Raw genomic sequence first — 21,947 nt, forward strand, 5'->3', positions numbered from 1 at the left:
AATTTTATTTCCAGGTTAAAATCACCACTTTCCCATCCATGGTAGATGCGATAAGGCTATTGCTGTCTAAAACTCTAATGCTGTTAACCATAGAATGGTCGATCTTATATTTCCAGTTTATTGCTTCGGTTGTGGTATTGAGGCTGTATACAACGCCATTTCTGGTACCAAATATGATTTGCCCATCCTGTTCAAAAAGCATGGAAGGCACGTGATCATAGCCAAATTTGGCATTGATCCTTTTAAGCAATTTTGGTTCCTCTTTTTCAGTAGCAAAGATTACCACATCATCATTCATAGTCTTTCCAAAAAGGCGTTTTCCATCTTTTGAAATTCCCAGGGATTCTCTTACTGTAGCTTCATTGGTTCTCCAAAGCGTTTTTCCTGAATTTGCATCTATAGCAGAAAGATACCTGTCTGGAGCCACAATATACACCACTCCGTCTTGTGCTACTGGAATAACCATGGCAGGGGAAAACATGCGGTTTGGCGAATCATTGTTCCATTTCCAGTTGAGGGTCCCGGTTTCTTTATTAAGCGCGTAAAGATTCCTGTCCCAGGCACCAAAGATCACCTGGTCTTTATAGATAAGAGGCGTGGAAACAACCGGGCCATTGAGGCCTTCAAAAACCCATTTTTCGGCACCTGTTTTAGCATTTAGCGCACGAAATTTTCCATCACTTCCACCTATATAAACAACACCGTCTTCAACAATAGGCGAGCCCAAAACTGAATGTTCTGTTTTTGTTTTCCAATTAAGTTTTCCAGAAGCTGCTTTGAGGGAATAAATATTTCCGTCGCCAGATCCAAAGATCACTGTATTACGGAAGATGGCAGGAGAAGAGAATATTCCGCCTTCAGTCTCAAAGCTCCACACGATTTTTCCTGTTGCTTCAGAAAGGGCTTCTACTTTACCGGTGCTGTTGCCAAAGATCACCATTCCATCAATATATGCCGGAGTGGAAATCACATTGGCATCGGAATGGTACTCCCATTTCTTTTGAACCTGCGGGAAAGAATCATTCACGGCATAAGAAGGTCTTTCATAGATGTTGTCATTTTGAAAATCTCTATTGCCAAGGGGAATTTCCCGCCATGCAGTAGCAGTTTCGCCTCCGGGAGTACGCTCTCTAAAAATGGCATTTTCGGAAGTTATTTCTACAATGTTATATCCGCCCACTTCCTGCCCGGCCCGAAGATTTGACCTTCCCATAGTTCCTGGAATACCTTCAAAATCGAGGGCTTTATTCCTGTGTCCATGGCCGCAAATGGCAAATTGTGTATTGTAATTTTTCAGCCGGTCTATGGCTTCATACCAGTTGTCAAGGCTGTTATCTAGCGGATAATGGTTAACGAAGATGATAGGTTGATCCGTGGGAGTCTCCTCAAGTACTTTGTCCAGCCAAACAATGGCATCTCGTGGAATATGCCCGTCGGACATTCTTACATAAGGACCCGAAGCATTACCTATGAACTTAAAGCCTTTGTGCTCAAACACAAATTTGTCATATCCAAATTCACGGATAAAACTCACTCCGCCAGATTCTGACCAGCCGGTGTCATGATTTCCGGGCAGGATGTACCATGGAATTTCCAGCTTATCTATAATACTTTTAGCAAGTTCAATTTCTTCATCGGTTCCCATTTCGGTAATATCACCGGTGAGCAGAACGAAATCCAGGCCTTCAAGGCTGTTGATGTCTTCCACTGTTCTTTGCAGATCTTCTTCGGCCACGCCATTTGGGGAGCCAATATGGGTATCGGTTACAAAAGCGAATTTAAATTCCTGCGCCTGCAGGCAAAGGTTGAAGAAGAATAGAATTCCGAAGAAGATCTTTTTCATTCCAGTAGTTTAAAGTTAGTACAGTAGGTATTGGGCTCTTTTTTGCCTGAAGCTTTCCAGGCCATTTTTCCATTGCGCAATAATCTCTTCAGGTGAATTTCCTGCGTCGAGCATCTCACGCACTTCAGAAGTTCCTAAAAGTCCGTCGAGACGAGGTTGCCGCCACGCCATTTTTTCAGGATGAAGGGTTTTTAGAGCATGCAGAATATAGACACCGGCTTCGGTCGATTTAAAAATGTCACGGTCTGTTACGAGCATTTCCACACCATTTACCTGCTCTCCCAGAAATTTTGGAGGATAGATCTTAATTCCGTCAACGATACTGTCGGGCATAAACATGACGGGGCGAAAATCAACGCCTTTTAATTTATAACTGTTCAATTGATCGGCTAATTCCCGGCCTTTTACCCATGGTGCCCCAATACGTTCAAATGGATAGATAGTACCACGCGCTTCAGAATATTCTGTGCCTTCAAGGAGGCAGGTAGCGGGATAGACTACTGCTGTTTGCAGCGTGAGCATATTGGGAGAAGGCTTTACCCACGGTAATCCTGTTTCGTCATACCACTGATTCCTTTTATAATTCTGAAGGGGAACCACTGTTAAATTTGCCTTTTTTAAACCTTTTTCTTCCCTTTCACCATTGTACATCATGGCGAGTTCTCCTATCGTCATTCCGTGAGTAACAGGAATAACACCTATACCTTTTTCCGCATCAAGTGCTTTGCCCACCGGCCCATCAACATAAGTGGCGGAAATAGCATTGGGACGGTCAAGAACAATGAAAGATTTGTCATTTTCGGCAGCTGCTTCCTGTACCAGGAGCATAGTTTTAATATAGGTATAATATCTGGCTCCTATATCCTGAATATCAAATACAACCACATCTACCTGCTCTAGCATTTCGGGAGTGGGTTTCCGTGTTTTTCCGTAGAGAGAAATAATAGGGAGTCCTGTTTTGTTGTCTGTGCCATTGGCAACATGAGTATCTTCTTCACCTCTCAATCCATGCTCGGGGCCAAAGAGTATATTTAATTCAACATCTGGATGGTCATTCAACAAGTCGATAAGGTGAGTGCCATCAGGTAATAATCCGGTATGATTTGTAACCAGCCCCACTCTTTTTCCTTTTACCAGGTGAGCAAAGGCCGGAGATAAAAGTTGCTCGGCCCCAATTTTTACCCGGGGATTGTGTAAGTCCTCCACCTTTTTTCTAAGCGCAGGCAACAGCCGGTAGAGGTCTGTGCCCGGGCAGGTAGTCTCTGCCTGATCTTTGTGTCCTGAAATAGCTTCTGCAGGGATTTTATATTTCTCAGCTATAGCCAGTACAAGTTTTTCGAGATTCTTTACTTGTTTGTCGTTGATCTTTTCCTGGTTGAAATTTCCCTCTACCACAACCAATGCATGGCCGTTGAGGTTATAATTGGTATTGGAATCTCCCTGATACTCAAGTTCCCTTCCTTCAGCTACACTGCCATCAACACCAATGTAAAAATGATAGGGTACATCGGGCCACGGCTTTTTAGGTGTTCCGTCCCCCAAAGCTCCTTCACTGTAAGAAAACTTCTGAAGGGCCTGTAACTTTTCTGAAGTACTGCGATCTTTATTCTGGAATGTGCCCGTGTGGTGAATAGTGATCATGCGGGGAATGTGCCGGATAACTTCCATTTTTGGAGGGTTGGCCTGCCATTCCTTTCGGGTTATAATGTCTATACCTTCTACCTCTATTTGCGCTGTGGCAGAGTTACTAAGAAGGAGTTGAACCACTAAGGCAAAAAAGAGAGCTTGAAATCGCATTTTTTAAAGGTATTTTTGATAAAGATTATAAAGGATCTTAAGGTCCTCGTCTGTTAATTCAGAATTGATGTCCTTTTGAATAAAATGGATCTTGAAAGATTGAATAGCTGCATCTAAATCACTAACATCATAACCAATTACCCGCAGGGCGAGTTTTGGATCTATTGTTAGGTGAAGGGAATCTGTTTTTTTACCTTCTTGCGCAATTTCACTTCCATTAAGATCAATCTCCCTGATCTTATTTACCGGTACAAGGCTGTCTCCAATTACTTTTGGTTCCACCTCAATATCATCATACCAGTGGCCAAAACCTTTTTTAGCCAATTTCTCCCAAGGAAAATTAGGGTTTGGATCTACTTTTCTGCCGGGGGCAATATCTGCGTGACCAATAAAATTTGGTGTGGGTATGTTGTGTCTTTCTTTAAGAACACTCAATAACTCTATAAGGCTTTCAATTTGAGCATCGGCAAAGGGTTCAAAGCCATTATTATCTAGTTCTATACCAATAGAGGAGGAGTTAAGATCTGTATCATTACCCCATTTCCCTGCGCCAGCATGCCACCCGCGGTAAAAATCGTTGAGCATTTGGTATATTTCACCGTCACGACCAATAACGTAGTGAGAACTTACAGAAGTGCGGCGAAGGGTAAAGGTTTTTAAGGTATGGTCAACAGAATTTTGTGCGGTGTGATGAATGATCACGTAATTTGGTTTTCGCAGACTAAAATTCGTAGTGCCAACAGGATAGGGGCCATAATCCAGCAGTGTGTCGTCTGAATGTTGCTGCGGAAATGTTTTTAAATTCCGTGCATATTCCCGGGCCTGCTTTTTATGTGCGCGGTTGGTTTTTGAATAAGGGTTGGTACCGCAACCTATTAGTAGGGATAACAGGAGGGTACCAACCCACATTAAATGATTTTTTCTCATCTTAAAACTGCCACTTGACAAAGGCTTCCATGGCTTCGTAATTTGCAAGGCCTAACTTGTGGTAAGCCTTTGCTGTTTCACGATTTCTATCTTCGGCTCTTTGCCAGAATTCTCTTTCATCATCTCCGGGGAATACAGGACGGTCTTTTTGTGACTGGTGCTGAAAGATGGCATCGCGTTTTCTTTGCACTTCCTGAGGTGATAAAGGAACTGCCATTTGAACTTCATGAGTTTCAAATTCATGCCATGCACCACGGTACAACCATAGCCAGGTATCTTTGATCCAGTCTTCAGTTTCTTTTAGTCGCTTTAAGGCTTCTACCACAATATTAAAACATACCAGGTGGGTACCGTGTGGATCGGCAAAATCTCCTGCTGCAAAAACCTGGTGTGGTTTTACTTTCTTCAGCAAGTCCATGGTAATTCTCACATCTTCATCTGTAGGAGGGTTTTTCACCGTTTTTCCGGTTTCATAGAAAGGGAGTGCCATAAAGTGGATATTGTCATCTTGCAATCCTGCATAACGTGCTCCTGCGATAGCTTCTGTCTTTCTTATAAACCCTTTTACATCCCTTATTTCAGGAAGGTCTAATTGGTTTGGCTGCTTCGTCTTAAGGAAATTCCGCATTTCATCGTAGATCTTTTCCAGTTTGCTACTGTCTTCTCCAATACTTTTGTTGAAGTCAATCGCAAATTCCACATAACGCAAAACGTCGGTGTCCCAAACGGCAGTATTTCCGGAGGTTTGATAAGCCACGTGCACATCATGTCCCTGATCTACCAGTCTAATAAAAGTACCTCCCATAGAGATCACATCATCATCTGGATGAGGGGAGAAAATAAGGGAGCGTTTTTGAGCAGGTTCAGCTCTTTCGGGGCGCTGTGAATCGTCGGCATTGGGTTTTCCACCCGGCCATCCCGTAATAGTGTGCTGCAGCTGATTAAAGACGTTGATATTTATGTTATAGGCTGGTCCTTTTTCTGTAGCCAACTGTGCCATTCCGTGAGTGTTGTAATCTTCATCGGTCAACTTCAGGATGGGTTTATTGACTTCTTCCGACAGCCAGATGACTGCTTTGCGAATAAGCTCATCATCCCAGCTACAGTCTTTTACAAGCCACGGAGTGTTAAAACGGGTTAGTTCGGCAGCGGCATCTTGATCGAGGACAAACTCAGTATTTTCTGAAAGCTGCAGGTAAGTGGCAGGGACCTCGCCTGAAATTTCTCCTTCTACAGCTTTTTTAATGATAGAGGCTTTTTTCCTGTTCCAGGCCATAAGGATAATTTCCTTTGCCTTAAAAATGGTTCCAATTCCCATCGTGATGGCTTTTGTTGGAACATTTTCTTTTCCCCCAAAATCCCGTGACGCATCCCGCCTGGTAAGATCATCTAACGTTACAAGCCTTGTTCCGGAGTTAGGGGCCGATCCTGGTTCATTGAAACCTATATGCCCGGTTCTACCTATCCCCAGAATTTGTAAGTCTAACCCTCCCAGTGCTTCTATTTGGTTCTCATATGCAATACAGAAATCTGCAATCTCTTCTTTTTCAAGTGTACCATCGGGAATATGGATGTTCTCCTTTTTGATATCAATATGATCAAAGAGGTTTTCTTTCATAAAAGTCACGTAACTCTGCCGTGACTCGGGATTCATGGGGTAGTACTCGTCAAGGTTAAAGGTGATGACATTTTGGAAACTAAGGCCGTCTTCTTTGTGACGGCGAACCAGTTCTTCATAAACCTGTACCGGAGTAGCTCCAGTTGCCAGGCCTAACACAGCCATTTCTCCCCGATCCTGCTTTCTTTTTATCAGGTTAGCAATGCGATTGGCAACTTTAAGGGAGGCTATATGTGCATTGTCATAGACACTAACGGGGACTTTTTCAAAACGTGTTTCTTCAAGAAGATTTAATCTTGCCATAGTATTTGTAGAGGTATAATGTAGTATGATATTTCAGTTTAATTATTGTTTATAAGGCTTATTTGTTTGCCAAATATATTTTCCATCACTGTGGCCACCGATCCAAGGAGAACCGAATCTTCACCCAGGCTGGAAAGAGAAATTTTGGTTTTTTCTCTCAATTGCGCCATACAGTAGGTATTGATAGACTGTTGGATAGGTACTGTAATGAATTGGCTGGCCTTAGCAAATTTTCCTTCCAGAATGATAAGTTCTGGGTTGAAGAGCTGAATAAGAATAGCCAGGCCTTTCCCTAAGTTTATTCCAATTTTGGAAAGTATGTTTATTGAGAATTGATCTCCCATATTAGCAGCCTCAATGATCTTTTCGGGCTGTAGATTCCGCAGGTCTTCTTCAGAAAGCAGGTTTAAGCTGGTGCTTTCTCCGGCTCTTATTCCTTCCTGTGCCATTCTCGTTAGAGCCAGGCCCGAAGCTACTGTTTCCAAACAACCTCTTTTACCACAGTGGCACAATTGCCCGTCATCGATTAGGGGTATATGTCCAAATTCACCGGCAAAACCCGACGAACCCTGGTAGACTTTCCCGTCAATAATGACTCCCAGGCCAATTCCCCAATCCATAGAAATTACCAGAACATTCTCCAGGTTAGTAGCCATCCCGAAATTAGATTCTGCCACACAGGCACTTTTTGCATCATTTAGAATGAAGATGGGTTTGTTGAACTTGCGTTTCAGGATGTTTTCAAGAGATTCAGATTCTTCTTCCTGAATAAAATAAGTGAAATTCCTTCCTTCTTTTGAAGATACCAACCCCGGCATGCTTATTCCTATGCCCAGCAGTTTTTCAATGTCTATGCCCGAAGTTTCTATGAGCTTGTTTGCTTCACCATAAATATGATCTACCAATCCAACCTCACTCCCCAGCTCAAAAAAATCTTTAAAGTCTGCAACCTTCTTGTTGTGGTTGTCAAAAATGGCAATTTTGAGCCTGGATCTTTCCAGCTGAATTCCCATTACATAAAAGCTGTTGCCTTCAAGTTTGTAAAGATCGGGCTTACGCCCACCTGCCGATTTTCCTCTACCGCTTTTCTTTACCCAGCCTTCGTCTATAAGTTGATTGAGAAGCCTTATTGATGTTGGTGAGCTAATATTGAATCGCTCACAAATCTCGGTGTTGGTTTTTGGGCCTTCAAAATAGAGATTCTTTAAGATCTTTATTTTCTGAAGGTGTTTTTTTCGCTCTACGTTACTGGTTAGCTCTTCGTTTTTTATAAAAAGTTCGTCGATGTTCATAGAATTTTAGAAGCTGCTTTAAGCAGGCTGATTGAAAATTAAAAGTAGGATAAAATGAGATTACAACCAAAGAACTTAATCAAAATTTTTATAAAAGTTATTTTATTTAATAAAAATTTATATTTTTATGCTGAGATAAAATCCACATTATTTACGAAACTTCTGAAGAAGTAGGTGTAAATAATGGTTAAACCCACTTATGGAAAGCCTTAATATAACAAAGTCTGGGGAAGAAAAAACTATTTTCAAACCCAACCGCGGCCAAAGATTTTTGGCATTAGATGTATTAAGGGGTCTAACTGTTGCACTCATGGTGCTTGTAAACACCCCCGGAAGCTGGAGTACTATTTACGCTCCTTTTAAACATGCTGCCTGGCATGGATTCACGATTACAGATTTGGTTTTTCCCAGCTTTTTGTTCGTGGTGGGAAACGCCATGAGCTTTAGTATGCGCAAATTTGATACACAACCTGATTCTGTATTTCTAAAAAAGGTATTTAGAAGGACCATTAAAATTTTTGTTATAGGTCTTTTTCTAACTGCCTTTCCTTTTGTTTACAGGTCGGGTGGAGAGCTGGTTTTAAAAGATCTTTCCGAAATGCGAATCATGGGAGTCTTACAGCGTATTGCACTTTGTTACCTTTTTGGATCCCTCATTGTAAAATATTTTAAACTGAAAGGTTCAATAATTATAAGTGCTGGTATTCTATTGTTATATTGGTGGATCATGTACTATTTTGGGGATGTCGGGAACCCTTATTCCAAAGAAGGTAATGCAGCATTAAAATTTGACTTATTAATCTTTTCTCCTGAAAATCTATACAGTGGCTTTGGTTTACCATTCGATCCTGAAGGACTTTTAAGCACTTTGCCCGCTATAGTTAATGTTATTGCAGGTTATGTTGCCGGTATTTTCATCCAGAAATCTGGAAATAATTTTACTACAGTGTGGAAACTAGTAGCAGCCGGTATAGCTTTGGTTATTTTGGGAGAGGTATGGGACCTGGTGTTTCCAATCAATAAGCCAATCTGGACCAGCTCTTATGTGGTTCTTACCATTGGCTGGGGTCTTGTGCTTATTGGATTCCTTATTTGGATTATTGAAGTGGTAAAGCTAAAATCCTGGACCTACTTCTTTGAAGTCTTTGGTAAAAATCCTTTATTCATTTTTGTGATGTCGGGGGTCTTTGTGATGCTTATGAGCGTCATCTGGATCAATGGCGCTTCCATGAAAGGCTGGATTTATAGTAACTTTTTCCTTAGCTGGCTGGGGGCATATAATGCATCGCTGCTTTTTGCCGTTTGTTATATGCTGCTCATGTGGCTTATGGGCTACTGGATGGATAAAAAACGTATTTATATCAAGGTGTAGTTTACGCCCCTAAACTTTTTAAGATAGAACTTCAAAAATGTCAAAATTTCCCCCTTTTCTCTTAGTTGTAGCCTTTTTGTTCAACCTTTCTCTAGAGGCTCAAAACACTAAACCTCCATTCCTGAAATATACAAACAGCAAATGGGTAGATTCGGTGATGACAACGCTGTCACCAGATGAGCGCATTGCTCAACTTATCATGGTAGCTGCATATTCCAATCGGGGTGAAGACCATAAGCAGGAAATTCTCAAGCTTATCAACGAACAAAAGGTTGGCGGACTCATATTTTTCCAGGGAGATCCCGAGAGTCAGGTGAAGCTGATGAATGAATATCAGGAAGCGTCAAAAGTGCCACTTTTGGGAGCTATAGATGCCGAATGGGGTCTTGGCATGCGCCTGGACAGTACCATTAGCTATCCTTACCAAATGGCTTTGGGCGCGGTTCAGGAAGAAGACCTAATTTACGAGTTGGGTATAGAAGTGGGCAGGCAAATTAGAAGATCGGGGCTGCACCTCAATTTTGCACCTGTAGTAGATGTCAATAACAACCCTAACAATCCGGTGATCAATTATCGATCTTTTGGGGAAGATAAATACAATGTGGCGCGCAAGGCTACCGCCTATATGCAGGGGATGCAGGATGCAAAACTGCTCACCACAGCCAAGCATTTTCCGGGTCATGGAGATACCGATACCGATTCGCATTATGCCCTTCCACAAATTAACCACCCGGTGGTAAGACTTGATTCTTTAGAGCTGTATCCTTTCAAAGAGGTTATAAAAGCCGGTATTGGCGGGGTCATGGTGGCGCACCTAAATATTCCGGCGCTTGATTCTACGGGAGTTCCTTCCACTTTGTCCAAGCCTATAATTACCGGACTTTTAAAGGAGGAGTTGGGCTTTGAAGGCCTCATCGTCACCGATGCGATGAACATGAAAGGTGTGACCGAAGGTAATGAGCCGGGAATTGTAGACAAAGATGCCATCCTTGCAGGAAATGATCTCCTGGAATTTACTGTTGAAGTTTCAAAAGCTATTTCCGAAATTCGGAAATCCATTAACCAGGGGCTTATATCACAAAAAGAGATCGACTCCCGCGCAAGAAAGATCCTGGCAGTAAAACAGTGGGTGGGGCTCAATAACTACAAGCCAGTAGAATTAAAAAATATTTTAGAAGAGATAAACACACCAAAGGCAGTTTATCTTAAGCGAAAACTGGTAGAAGCTTCGCTAACTGTTCTTAAAAACACTAACAATGTCATCCCGGTACAGGAGCTGGAATCTTTGAGAATAGCTTCTGTTTCTTTTGGTACTATGGAAAGGACAAATTTCCAGGAAACCCTTGACCTTTATGCCGGAATTACACATTTTAATCTGCCGGCAGACGCTTCAGAATTAATGGTGCAAACCCTGAAGGACCAGCTTCAGAATTACGATTTGGTAATTTCAGGAATTCACGACTTCAGCAAATTTCCGAGGAATAACCTGCGACTTAATGAAGATGTGTTGCAACTCATAAAAGAACTGGCTTCTAAAGACAATTCGATTTTTGCCTTTTTTAAGAACCCGTACGTGCTCAATAAAATTGACGGAATTGAAGATGCTGCAGGCCTGGTGGTTGCTTATCAGGATAACGAAGAAACCCAGGAGGTGGCGGCACAGCTCATCTTTGGCGGGATTGGTGCTAACGGAAAGCTTCCGGTGAGTGTGGGAGAGAAATTTAAAGCCGGAGACGGCCTGGAGGTAGAAGGAGGTATTCGGTTTAGCTATACTCTTCCTGAAGCTGCAGGAATGGATTCTGAAATCCTGCGCACCCGTATAGATTCGCTTATGAACCTGGCTATGGAGATGAAAGCAACTCCCGGAGCACAAATTCTTGTGGCAAGAGATCAAAAGGTTATATTTCACAAGGCTTATGGCAGCCATACTTATTCTGATACCGTTACCGTAAAAAAAGATGATGTTTACGATCTCGCTTCTGTGACAAAGATTTCAACTTCAATGGCTGCGCTGATGGAATTGTATGAGCAGGGGAAATTCAAATTGGATGGCACCCTGGCCGATCATCTTCCATCTTTCCGAAGATCTAATAAGGCAGATATTCCGTTTTATGACATCTTAACGCACCAGGCGAGATTTCAACCCTGGATCCCTTTTTGGAAAGATACTTTTAGAAAGAATGGCAGTTACAAGAGAAAGACCTTTAAAAAAACACCTTCTGAAGATTATCCCATAAAAATTAAAGATGGGATGTACCTGCATAAAGATTATCCCCATAAGATTGTAAAGGCGATAAAAAACTCTCCTTTGCGTGAAAAGAAGGAGTATGTGTATTCCGATTTCTTTTTCATCCTGGCGCCACGAGTGGTGGAAAGTCGAACCGATTTGTCTTTTACCGATTTTCTTCAGCAGAACTTTTACAAGCCTTTAGGTGCCACTACGGTAGGATTTAATCCGCAGTTGCCACTTTACAGGATTGTACCTACAGAAAATGACTTTTTGTTCAGGCAACAACCTATCCATGGTACGGTTCACGATGAAGGTGCCATAATGCTGGGAGGAGTTTCGGGCCACGCCGGATTGTTTGCCAATTCCAACGACCTGGCAAAGCTGTTACAGATGTACCTTAATGGCGGGAATTATGGTGGTAAACAATATTTGGAGGAGCAAACGCTTCAGAAATTTACAGAAACCACCTTTCCCAATACAGATAATCACAGGGCCCTGGGTTTTGATAAGCCTCATTACAACGAGAAGGGCGAGAGCAGGAACACTGCGCAGGATGCATCGGCAGCCAGCTTTGGCCATACCGGTTTTACAGGTATAATGGTGTGGATGGATCCTGAAGTAGATTTACTGTATATATTTCTTTCTAACCGTGTTCATCCTACCCGCGATAATCATAAATTATACAGCCTAAATACCCGTACAGAAATCCATCAGGTGCTTTATGATGCCATCAAAAAATAGCTATTTTTGAGACCTGTAATTTCTTTAAATATGTAAGATTGCATCGAGTACTCAACTACCTTAAAGATCTTTTCTCCTGGGCGAGACTTAAAGCATTCTTTTTCATTTTGCTTTTTCTGCTCATGGGAGAGGTGATAAGTTATCTTTTTGCACTGCCTGTGGGGGGGAATATTATAGGTATGGTATTGCTTTTTGTGGCGCTTAAATACAAATGGGTACCGTTGAGGGCAATAAAACCGGCATCCGATAAACTCATAGAATTTCTGGTGGTATTTTTTATTCCTTACGGGGTGGGTTTGATGGTTTATTTTGATTTAATAAAATCATACTGGCTGCCGCTTTCAATTGCTGTAATTGCCAGTACCCTGCTCACTTTATACGTTACAGCTATAATTCTTCAAAAATCGGGAAAATGAACTTCTCTTTTCTGTGGGCTATTTTTGGCATTGGGATAACCCTGGTTTTTTATGCTTTAGCCGGAAAAATAAAGAGATTTAAAATAGCATTTTTGAATCCTGTTCTTCTTGCTATTGTAGGAATAATAGTATTCCTGAAGGTTTTCGATATTCCTTTTGAGGCTTATAATAAGGGAGGAAAAATTCTGACTTATTTTCTGGGTCCGGCAGTAGTTGCTTTAGGTGCTTTTTTTTACGAGAAGTATGAAGAGCTGCGTAAGGATCTTAGGTTGCTTACCATTGCTGTGGTCATTGGAGGAATTTGCGGTGTAGTGAGTATTGTTTTCTTTCTGCTTCTCCTTGAAATGCCGATGTTTTTGATCCAGTCATTGGCCTCCAAATCTGTTACCACGCCCATTGCTGTTGAAATCACCAAAAACGTAGGAGGAATCCCCGATATTACAGCAGGAATCGTAATAGCGGTAGGAGTTTTTGGAAACGTTTTTGGTCTGTACTTTTTAAACAAGATGGGTATTACCAATCAAAGAGCAATAGGTGCGGCCCTTGGCACGGCAGCTCACGGAATAGGCACTGCCCGGGCGATTGAGGAAGGAAAAATTCCAGGTGTATATAGTGGAATTGCCATGTGTCTCAATGGTATAGTGACAGCTGTAGTCACCCCTGTTATCTTACACTTCCTGCTTTAGGTGGCCTTAAATTCTTTAGAGCTTCTAATAGTGATATTTAATATTTCCGGAGGCACAACAAATTGAGTCAAGAGAAGTTAGCACATGCAACAACAGCAGCAAAAATATTTTGTACTTAGCGCATATATGCTATATTTGTTTGATTTTGTTACCTTTATCAAGCACTAACCACCAAATTGCATGACCAAATTATACAGCCTCCCACTGTGCCTGTTCTTATTTTTCTGTTCTTTTTCGGCTTTAAGCCAACATTCTGTTGAAGGTCGCACTCTCGATGCTTCGGGGGAGCCTGTTGCTTTTGCTAACGTGATATTGTTGAATGCCCAAGATTCTACAACTGTATACCGGGGAGCCGTCTCTTCAGAAGATGGGCGCTTCTCACTTAAATCTGTAGCCGAAGATAATTACCTGCTTAAAATAAGTTTTGTTGGATTTGAAGACCTGTTACAACGTATTAAGGTTACGGGTAATAAGCAATTAGGCGACATTACCCTGAAGGAGAACACCGCTACACTTAACGAAGTCTCCATAAATTATAAGAATCCTTCAGTAAAAAGAGAAGTTGACCGCCTGGTTTTTAGCGTGGAGAACACTACACTTTCAACAGGTAGTTCCTGGGATATTCTAAAAAAGACTCCCGGGGTAATCCTCTCGGGCAATTCTCTCATGGTGAGAAATCAGAGCGTACAGGTTTATATCAACGACCGAAAGGTGCAACTAACTGCTTCTGAATTACAAACCCTGCTCGAAAATTATTCAGCAGAAAATATCAAATCTATTGAGGTGATCACCACACCACCGTCTCGATATGATGCCGAAGGAGGTGCTATTCTTAACATTGTCACCACCAAAAGTATTGCACCGGGTTATAAGGGGAATATTAATGGTGCATGGACGCAGGCGATCTATCCTAAATTCCAGGTGGGGACCAGCCATTATTATAAAACTGATAAACTCAATCTCTTCGGAAATTATACCAATTCTACCCGCAAGGAATATAAAGAGGACGATAGCTACATCAACTTTCGCGATGGAGCCGACAATATCGTAAACCGCTGGGAAACAAATTTTGATCGCACTACACAGTCAAATGCTCATAATGCGAACATACTGCTCGACTATAATTTTGATGATAATAACATTCTTAATTTCTCTTCCAGTCTTACGTATTCACCCAATGAAACATTTAATAACAATGTTTTTACCAGGGTCTATGAGATGAATGAGGAAGTGGAAAACCTCATTACCAAAAGTGAACTTGAGGAAGACGTTTCTAACGTAGCGTTTGATCTTGAGTTTAAACATTTATTAGACAAACCCGGTGCCCAGGTTTCGGCGAAGGCACATTATACCCGTTATGATCACGACAGGGAGCAGGGAATAAATACCAGTATTGTAGATCTTGATGCTACTACTTCCAATTACGCTTTTACTACTGAAGCCCAACAGGGAATCGAGATTTTTACCGGCCAGCTGGATTTTATCACGCCCATAGGCAGTACCAGCTTTGAAAGCGGAATTAAAGCTTCCGTTATTACTTCTGAAAGTGGGATAGACTACTTCCGTATGGCTCCCGAGACCGGGACTTATTTATTTGACGAAGATCAGTCCGATAATTTTCTCTACGATGAGAATATTTATGCTGCATATTTCTCTCTGGCAAAAGACTGGGAGAAGTGGAGTGTCAAAGGTGGTTTGAGAGGGGAATATACAGACCGCACGGGAGATTCAAGATCAATGGAGCAGATCGACACCCGGGAGTATTTTGAATTGTTTCCCACGTTTTACCTGCAGCACAGCTTTAATGATAATCACAGCCTTACTTTTGACTACAGCCGAAGGATCCAGCGACCCAGGTACGAAAGCCTGAACCCGTTTAGATACTATCTTACAGAATTTGATTATAACTCGGGTAATCCAAACCTGGAGGCTTCAATTAGTAATAACTTTACTTTGAGCTATGCCCTCAAAAATGAGTATTTCTTCGATCTTTATTATAGGGATAGCGGCGAAACTCCACAAACCCTCAGCTTTCAGGACAATGAGCAAATGCTTATTCGCAGGGTGAGTATGAATTTGCTGGAGAGTAAATCTGTAGGGATTGACATTACTCACGGGCGTTCTGTTGCTAATTGGTGGTATGCATACGCTTACGTTTCTCTCTTTAACGAGGAACGTACTTTTGTAGCTATTGAAAGCGGTGATGTACCGGTGACTTTAGAGATAGATGGTTTCTACGGAAGCCTCTACAACAATATTATTATTTCTAAAGACGGTACGCTTACAGGAGAATTAAGTCTCACTTATGTGTCCGATTGGCTTAGCGGTTCCTACAAAATGGATCCCATGACCACCCTTTCCCTTGGTCTTCGCAAAACCCTGTGGAATAATCGTGCTGAGGTTAGCGTAAATGTAGAAGACCTGCTTGATGAGACCAATACCTGGCTTAAATCACGATATCTCAACCAGGACAACGGCTACTATCCAAGACCCGAAACCCGGTACGTACGTGTAGGATTCAAGTATAACTTCGGAAATTTCAGGCTTAGCGATAATCAGAGAGCTATAGAAGCAGCAGAGAGGGATAGGCTCTAAAAAATTTATATTGTAGAAGGTATATTGTACAATGTGCTGGTGACCCGGATGAATTTTTGTATCCATTATAAGTCAATACTTTTTCTGCGGAAATCTGCGATATCAGCGGGAAACAAGTTGAAGTACGGTTTTAGAAGGACGAAGTTAGAAGTGTTTTGAAAAACATAAATCCAGGCACCAAATTCTAATCAGATTTATATTTAAAAAGAAAAGGATGAATCGTTGATTTTCTTCCTAATCTCGGTCATGACTCTATGATTTTTGTTTAAAAAATTGAACTTCTACCAACTCCCGACTAAAGACTAACGACTAAATAAATTTCCTTATTTTTGCAGCCTGAAAAACAGTTGTTTTGGCGAAAATAGGAAACATAGATGTAGGAGAATTTCCATTGTTATTAGCACCAATGGAAGATGTGAGCGATCCGCCGTTTCGTGCGTTGTGCAAGGAACAGGGCGCCGATGTCGTGTATACCGAATTCATTTCTTCGGAAGGGCTAATTCGGGATGCCGCAAAGAGCGTTATGAAGCTTGATATTTACGAAAAAGAAAGGCCGGTGGGCATCCAGATCTTTGGAGCCAATCTGGAATCCATGTTACAATCGGTAGAAATTGTTGAGAAATCAGGTCCCGATATTATGGATATCAACTTTGGTTGCCCTGTCAAAAAGGTGGTTTCCAAAGGTGCCGGTGCAGGGATCCTAAAAGATATTCCGCTCATGGTTTCCCTTACCGAGGCTATGGTAAAACACACCAACCTACCCATAACAGTAAAGACCAGGCTCGGCTGGGACGCCGATTCCATTAAGATCGTTGAGGTTGCTGAGCGGCTACAGGATGTGGGAGCAAGTGCGATCTCCATTCACGGCCGCACTCGCGTGCAAATGTACAAGGGAGAGGCTAACTGGGCGCCTATTGCCGAGGTTAAGAACAATCCGCGGATGCATATTCCAATCTTCGGCAACGGCGACGTAGACACGCCTGAAAGAGCTGTAGAGATGCGCGACAAATATGGTCTTGACGGGGCAATGATTGGCCGGGCCAGCATTGGTTATCCATGGTTCTTTAAGGAAGTAAAACATTTCTTCAAAACCGGGGAACACCTTGCGCCTCCCACTATGGAAGAGCGTCTTGACGCTGCCCGTCGCCACCTGCAAATGGCTATTGACTGGAAAGGCGAGAAGCTGGGCGTTTTTGAAACCAGAAGACACTATACCAATTACTTTAAAGGAATTCCGCACTTCAAGGATTACCGCCAAAAGATGGTGACCAGCGACGATGCCGCCGATGTATTTGCTGCCTTCGATGAAGTGGAAAAAGAATTCTCTGGCTACCAGTTCGTGTAACTTCAGCTGTTACTAAGGTGTCAAAAATGGCATTTTCAGAAGGTCTTTCTGGCGGAAGTACAGGTGTCTAATGTCAAACTAAAACTGAGGTAACCTCTTATTTTTTAGTTTCCATCTCTATGCGCCCAGAGCTTTTTTGCTTCGGCTTGCCGCAATATAAGAAGCCATGGTACCTAACGCAGTAATGGTAAGCATCACTACCACTATATTTTGCCACGTGATGGCTACAGGATAAGGCAGGGTGGGAGTGATCATCACCAGGTCGTACTGTAGTTGTAAAAAGACCACCGCAATAGAGAAAAGCAGGCCCAGGCTACCTCCCAAAAGTGTCATAAATACGCCCTGGGTAAAGAAGATATTCTTGATTTGTCCCGGCGTGGCCCCAAGGCTGTGCAAGGTTTTTATATTCTCCCTTTTGTCTAAAATCACCATGATAATAGAACCCACCACGTTAAATAGCGCAATGATCAAAACAAGGGTAAAAATGAGATATACGGCCAGGTTTTCGGTATTCAGCATTTTGTAAAGGGCGTCGTTGAGTTGCGCCCTGTTCTTAATTTCAACATCATCATTAAGAACTGCCTGTACAGCCTTTTTTACAGTTTCGGGATTGGCATTGGGGGTTAGTTTAAGTTCGAGTCCGGTGATCTCGTCAGGTTTCAGGTCAAGCAGCTCTCTCGCCAGGCCAATAGAAGCAAACACATATTTGCCATCCAGTTCTTCGTTGATGCTGTAAATACCCGATACTACAGCTCGTTTGGAATTAAAGGCCGTGGTAGGATCAAGCACCTGACCTTTGCCCGGGCGTGGCACCATGATCTCCAGCAGGCTCATATAATCAAAGGTGCCAAGGTTGAGCTCGTGAGAAATGGTATTTCCAATCACCACCTGGGCTTCTTCAGGATGAAACCAGCCTCCCATACCTACGGCACTGTCCAGTTTGTTCACCTTCAGAAAATTCTCATCTACGCCTTTGATGTAAGCTGTCTTATTCTTCGACTTAAAATCAAGGAATACCCTTTCTTCAATTACTTCTGAAAAAGTGGAAATTCCGCCGATATTTTCCAGCTCCTGTTTTTCTTCCGAAGAAAAATTAAATGTTTTTCCCGTTGCCGCAAGCACCTTGAGATCGGGATCGTATTCGTTAGAAAAGGAAAGGCTGAAGTCTTTGAGCCCCGTAAAGCCCGAAAGTACGATAAAGAGGGCAAAAGCCCCTGCAAAAACCCCTATAGCCGCAATGAGGGTAATGATGTTGATGGCATTGTTGCTGCTTTTTGAGAACAAGTACCTGCGGGCTATGTAAAAGGGGAACTTCAAGCGCTAAGATTTTTTTCGCTTTGAAAGCAAATCGGGCTGTTCAATAGGGTTGTTCTCGCCTTTTATTGATTTTTCGATGTTCTCAATATAATCGAGGGAATCATCAATAAAGAATTCGAGGTTGGGCATACGTCGCAGTTGATTCTTTGTGCGCAGCGCCAGTTCGTGTTTAAGTTTTGGCTTTAGCAGGTTGAGTTCCTTCAAGATATCCTGCGCGTTCTTTGCCGGGAATATGCTCAGGTAAGCCTTTGCCTGCGAAAGATCTGTGGTGACCTTCACCTTCGAAACAGAGATTAAAATTCCTGTTCTTCCCGCATCCCTCAAGTGAGACTGCAGCACATCGGCAAGATCCTGCTGTAATACGCCTCCTATTTTTTTCTGTCTGTTCGTTTCCATGGCACAAAAATAGCATATTTAGTGCTCAAATCTTAAAATCTGCGTTAATAGCTTTAGGTTTTTGCTCCTAACCGCTCCCTACTTTTTATATTTAAAACTCAAAACTTCCGGAGCGACTCATGTAGCTTCGGAAATTTACTTTTAAAAACTATTGAAACTGAAAAATGAAAAAGATTGAACACATAGGAATAGCAGTAAAAGACCTGCAAGCCGCTAATGAACTTTACGCTAAACTGCTGCAGACTGAAAGCTACAAAACCGAAAAAGTGAAAAGTGAAGGCGTAGAAACCTCATTCTTCAAGACCGGGGAGAGCAAAATTGAGTTGCTGGCCGCCACTTCTGAAGACAGTGCCGTGGCAAAATTCATCGCTAAGAGAGGCGAAGGCATTCACCACATCGCTTTTGAGGTAGACGATATTAAAGCCGAAATGAAACGCCTCAAAGCAGAAGGGTTTGAGCTCATTTCCAAACGCCCAAAGAAAGGTGCCGACAATAAGCTGGTGGCTTTTTTGCACCCAAAATCGGCTAACGGAGTGCTGGTTGAATTGTGTGAAGAGATCAAAGATGGAGAAGAGTATATTCCCATTGGCGATGAGGTGTGGGAGGATTTGTAAATTCCTGAAAATATCTTTTTGAAATGCTTGTTAAGTATTGAACAAATATCTAAATTTGCGCCCTCATAACACCAATGAGCCGGTCCTATAGCTCAGCTGGTTAGAGCACCTGACTCATAATCAGGTGGTCCCTGGTTCGAGCCCAGGTGGGACCACGAGTAAAATCAAGCCTTTCACGATGTGAGAGGCTTTTTTTATATTCTGGTTTGTACGATTATGTTGGCTCCACCTCAAATTTGGAGATCTGCTTGGAATTCGATTGCACTTTGCTGGTCACCAATTCACTGGAAAGACAAAAGATAGCAATTCAGGATAGTTCTTCCGAAGCTTCAGCACCTGGAAAAGTTAATATTCTAAGATCAGGAAAAACCTAACAGGTTTTTAAAACCTGTTAGGTTTGCGTGGTAGTCAGACGCGACTAATTATAAATAGACTTGATGAATTCCTGGTACTTTTCGATGATCATTTTGCGCTTCAGCTTAAGGGTGGGTGTTAACTCTCCTCCTTCAATAGTCCAGGCATTAGGGATCAACCGGAACTTCTTGATCTGCTCCACCGGATTAAAATGCTTGTTGAAATGAATTACAGAGGCGCCAATCAATTCCTTTGCGTGCCTGTCTTCCAACACCTTTTCATTTCCCGGATAGGGTTTCTCCTGTTCCAGGTACCATTTTTTAAGAGCTTCAAACGCAGGGACAACGAGTGCGCCCACAAACTTCTGTAGCTCTCCCACCACCATGATCTGCTCTATCCATGGGCTTTCTACCATCTTATTTTCAATGGGCTGAGGTGCTACAAATTTTCCGCCGCTGGTTTTAATCAGTTCTTTCTTCCTGTCGGTGATCTTCAGGAATTTACCGTCAATAAAAGTTCCGATATCGCCGGTGCGCAGCCATTCACCCTCCATCACTTCTGCAGTGAGATCGGGACGTTTGTAATAACCCATCATTACATTAGGACCTTTGCAAAGAATTTCACCGTCTTCGGCAATTTTAACCTCTACACCTTTTAAAAGTGGCCCCACAGTGCCAAACATCCTGTTCTTTTCATTGTAGCGATTTCCGCTGATAATGGGAGAGGCTTCGGTTAAACCATAGCCTTCCTGTATCACGATTTTGGCGGCGGTGAAGATCTTTAACAACCGTACCTGGCATGCAGCCGCACCCGTGATGATAGATTTCACTTCTCCTCCCAGGGCATCTCTCCACTTACTAAAGATAAGTTTATCGGCCACGGCAAGTTGAAGTTTATAACTCAGGCTCTTGGGTTTGTTGATCTCAAATTCCTCGGCCAGTTTTAAAGCCCAGAAAAAGAGTTTTCTTTTTATTCCGGTAAGTTCGTTGCCCTTTGCAAGTATGCCTTCATAAACTTTTTCCAGGAGTCTTGGAACTGTGGTGAAAAGCGTGGGTTTTACTTCTTTGAGATTTTCTGAGATCTTCTCCATGCTCTCGGCATAGTACACCGCTGCCCCGCTGTAAAAGAAACAGTAGGTTGCCATTCTTTCAAAGCCGTGGTTGAGGGGGAGAAAACTTAATACTTTCTTGTGTTTAACTCCCACTTCTTGTATAACATGGGCGGCCCCCAGAGAATTGCTTACAATGTTGCCGTGGGAGAGCATAACGCCTTTTGGAGTTCCCGTTGTGCCCGAAGTGTAAAGAACGGTCGCAAGATCTGTCTCTTTAACGGCATCTTTGCTCTGGGCTACCTGCAGTTTAAGTTGGGGTGTTACATCGATCATCAAATCGGTTAGCTGCGGAATTCCGGCAACCGGTTTGAAAGAATAAACATGTTCTAAAGCCGGCAGCTCTTCGCGTATTTCAACGATCTTTTGGTAGAGTGTGGTGTCTCCTACAAAGATCATTTTCACACTGGCATCAGCCAGGATAAATTGCAGTTCGTGGTTGGTAATGTTGGGATAAACCGGTACAGATACTGCTCCGGTTTGTTGAATAGCCATATCGGCCATTATCCACTCGGGGCAGTTCTGGCTAATAATGCCAATTTTATCTCTACCTTCTATGCTTCCGTCACCTCCCGAAAATCCCATTTTTAAGAGTGCAGCACTTATTTGCTCAATTTTTTGTCCTACTTCGGCAGTGCTATATTTTCTCCATGTTCCATTTTCTTTAGCGACAAGCATATCGGGCAGGGGAAAATGTTCAAGCTGAAAGCTAAGGCAGTCAAACAGGCGTTTTGGAAATTCGGTAGAAGTTGTGTTTTGGTCCATATGTCAATCCTCACTAATCTTTTATTGCAGAAAATAGCCGAAAAGTCATCTGTTGTTGTGACTTATTCGGGAAGTGCAAAAATATTGCTTAATCAAACAATTATGGCGGGAAGCAGTTACTTTTTTTGCCTGGGCCTCATTTCTTTTTCCGCAGATAAATTCAGGAAAAAGGAAAGCCGGTCATGTTACTCACATACCGGCTTCATATACCTGTCAAAAAGGGGAAAA

15 protein-coding genes and 1 tRNA gene are annotated in these 21,947 nt (G+C 42.4%); 8 read left to right on the top strand and 8 right to left on the bottom strand.

Going from position 1 to position 21,947, the window contains the following annotated elements:
* Positions 1 to 4: 4 nt before the first annotated feature.
* From OQ279_RS10380 to OQ279_RS10400, 5 genes are read right to left on the bottom strand one after another with little or no spacing between them, the layout of a single operon-like run.
* Positions 5 to 1,843: an outer membrane protein assembly factor BamB family protein gene (locus OQ279_RS10380; protein WP_266069823.1), complete on the bottom strand. Its 1,839-nt coding sequence runs from the start codon at positions 1,841 to 1,843 to the stop codon at positions 5 to 7.
* 15 nt (positions 1,844 to 1,858) lie between these two features.
* Positions 1,859 to 3,640 (bottom strand): exo-beta-N-acetylmuramidase NamZ domain-containing protein, encoded by a 1,782-nt coding sequence (locus OQ279_RS10385; protein WP_266069824.1) that lies wholly within the window; start codon positions 3,638 to 3,640, stop codon positions 1,859 to 1,861.
* Between the two features lie 3 nt (positions 3,641 to 3,643).
* A complete protein-coding gene (locus OQ279_RS10390) occupies positions 3,644 to 4,567 on the bottom strand; it encodes an N-acetylmuramoyl-L-alanine amidase (protein WP_266069825.1) in 924 nt (307 codons plus the stop codon).
* A 1-nt stretch (position 4,568) separates the two neighbouring features.
* A complete protein-coding gene (gene nagB, locus OQ279_RS10395) occupies positions 4,569 to 6,488 on the bottom strand; it encodes a glucosamine-6-phosphate deaminase (protein ID WP_266069826.1) in 1,920 nt (639 codons plus the stop codon).
* Positions 6,489 to 6,526: 38 nt separating this feature from the next.
* On the bottom strand, positions 6,527 to 7,780 hold the full coding sequence (locus tag OQ279_RS10400; protein WP_266069828.1) for an ROK family transcriptional regulator: 1,254 nt from the start codon (positions 7,778 to 7,780) through the stop codon (positions 6,527 to 6,529).
* Between the two features lie 199 nt (positions 7,781 to 7,979).
* Between OQ279_RS10400 and OQ279_RS10405 the strand changes: the two genes are divergently transcribed.
* The 6 genes from OQ279_RS10405 (at position 7,980) to dusB (ending at position 17,165) form a co-directional block, all read left to right on the top strand.
* Positions 7,980 to 9,152, top strand: coding sequence for an acyltransferase family protein (locus OQ279_RS10405; protein WP_266069829.1), 1,173 nt, complete (start codon positions 7,980 to 7,982; stop codon positions 9,150 to 9,152).
* 37 nt (positions 9,153 to 9,189) lie between these two features.
* The gene (locus tag OQ279_RS10410; protein ID WP_266069830.1) at positions 9,190 to 12,123 is read left to right on the top strand and encodes a serine hydrolase domain-containing protein; all 2,934 of its coding nucleotides are present in this window, start codon (positions 9,190 to 9,192) and stop codon (positions 12,121 to 12,123) included.
* 38 nt (positions 12,124 to 12,161) lie between these two features.
* Entirely contained in the window at positions 12,162 to 12,539 is a 378-nt protein-coding gene (locus tag OQ279_RS10415) for a CidA/LrgA family protein (RefSeq protein WP_266069831.1), read from the top strand.
* Positions 12,536 to 13,225, top strand: coding sequence for an LrgB family protein (locus tag OQ279_RS10420; protein WP_266069832.1), 690 nt, complete (start codon positions 12,536 to 12,538; stop codon positions 13,223 to 13,225). Before OQ279_RS10415 ends, OQ279_RS10420 begins: the two co-directional genes overlap by 4 nt.
* 180 nt (positions 13,226 to 13,405) lie before the next feature.
* Positions 13,406 to 15,820 carry a TonB-dependent receptor gene (locus tag OQ279_RS10425; RefSeq protein WP_266069833.1) on the top strand — a complete coding sequence of 805 codons (2,415 nt, stop codon included), beginning with the start codon at positions 13,406 to 13,408 and terminating at the stop codon, positions 15,818 to 15,820.
* A gap of 352 nt (positions 15,821 to 16,172) precedes the next feature.
* Positions 16,173 to 17,165, top strand: coding sequence for a tRNA dihydrouridine synthase DusB (gene dusB / locus OQ279_RS10430; protein ID WP_266069834.1), 993 nt, complete (start codon positions 16,173 to 16,175; stop codon positions 17,163 to 17,165).
* 117 nt (positions 17,166 to 17,282) lie between these two features.
* Here the strand turns inward: dusB and OQ279_RS10435 are convergent, their stop codons facing one another.
* Positions 17,283 to 18,482, bottom strand: a complete 1,200-nt coding sequence (locus tag OQ279_RS10435) for an ABC transporter permease (protein ID WP_266069835.1) — start codon at positions 18,480 to 18,482, stop codon at positions 17,283 to 17,285.
* Positions 18,483 to 18,485: 3 nt separating this feature from the next.
* Positions 18,486 to 18,878 (bottom strand): 30S ribosome-binding factor RbfA, encoded by a 393-nt coding sequence (gene rbfA / locus OQ279_RS10440; RefSeq protein WP_266069836.1) that lies wholly within the window; start codon positions 18,876 to 18,878, stop codon positions 18,486 to 18,488.
* Between the two features lie 164 nt (positions 18,879 to 19,042).
* Between rbfA and mce the strand changes: the two genes are divergently transcribed.
* Together mce and OQ279_RS10450 are read left to right on the top strand one after the other, a co-directional pair.
* Positions 19,043 to 19,492 (top strand): methylmalonyl-CoA epimerase, encoded by a 450-nt coding sequence (mce, locus tag OQ279_RS10445; RefSeq protein WP_266069837.1) that lies wholly within the window; start codon positions 19,043 to 19,045, stop codon positions 19,490 to 19,492.
* Between the two features lie 81 nt (positions 19,493 to 19,573).
* Positions 19,574 to 19,647 (top strand) — tRNA-Ile (locus OQ279_RS10450).
* A gap of 263 nt (positions 19,648 to 19,910) precedes the next feature.
* Here OQ279_RS10450 and OQ279_RS10455 read toward each other — a convergent pair.
* Positions 19,911 to 21,719, bottom strand: a complete 1,809-nt coding sequence (locus OQ279_RS10455) for an AMP-dependent synthetase/ligase (RefSeq protein WP_266069838.1) — start codon at positions 21,717 to 21,719, stop codon at positions 19,911 to 19,913.
* Between the last annotated feature and the right edge of the window lie 228 nt (positions 21,720 to 21,947).

The sequence above is a fragment of the Salinimicrobium profundisediminis genome (assembly GCF_026241755.1).
GTDB lineage: Bacteria > Bacteroidota > Bacteroidia > Flavobacteriales > Flavobacteriaceae > Salinimicrobium > Salinimicrobium profundisediminis.

Excerpts from the sequence above, each read along its gene's own strand:
- OQ279_RS10380 (WP_266069823.1), bottom strand. The coding sequence starts at position 1,843 with ATGAAAAAGATCTTCTTCGGAATTCTATTCTTCTTCAACCTTTGCCTG.
- OQ279_RS10385 (WP_266069824.1), bottom strand. The coding sequence starts at position 3,640 with ATGCGATTTCAAGCTCTCTTTTTTGCCTTAGTGGTTCAACTCCTTCTT.
- OQ279_RS10390 (WP_266069825.1), bottom strand. The coding sequence starts at position 4,567 with ATGAGAAAAAATCATTTAATGTGGGTTGGTACCCTCCTGTTATCCCTA.
- nagB (WP_266069826.1), bottom strand. The coding sequence starts at position 6,488 with ATGGCAAGATTAAATCTTCTTGAAGAAACACGTTTTGAAAAAGTCCCC.
- OQ279_RS10400 (WP_266069828.1), bottom strand. The coding sequence starts at position 7,780 with ATGAACATCGACGAACTTTTTATAAAAAACGAAGAGCTAACCAGTAAC.
- OQ279_RS10405 (WP_266069829.1), top strand. The coding sequence starts at position 7,980 with ATGGAAAGCCTTAATATAACAAAGTCTGGGGAAGAAAAAACTATTTTC.
- OQ279_RS10410 (WP_266069830.1), top strand. The coding sequence starts at position 9,190 with ATGTCAAAATTTCCCCCTTTTCTCTTAGTTGTAGCCTTTTTGTTCAAC.
- OQ279_RS10420 (WP_266069832.1), top strand. The coding sequence starts at position 12,536 with ATGAACTTCTCTTTTCTGTGGGCTATTTTTGGCATTGGGATAACCCTG.
- OQ279_RS10425 (WP_266069833.1), top strand. The coding sequence starts at position 13,406 with ATGACCAAATTATACAGCCTCCCACTGTGCCTGTTCTTATTTTTCTGT.
- rbfA (WP_266069836.1), bottom strand. The coding sequence starts at position 18,878 with ATGGAAACGAACAGACAGAAAAAAATAGGAGGCGTATTACAGCAGGAT.
- mce (WP_266069837.1), top strand. The coding sequence starts at position 19,043 with ATGAAAAAGATTGAACACATAGGAATAGCAGTAAAAGACCTGCAAGCC.
- OQ279_RS10455 (WP_266069838.1), bottom strand. The coding sequence starts at position 21,719 with ATGGACCAAAACACAACTTCTACCGAATTTCCAAAACGCCTGTTTGAC.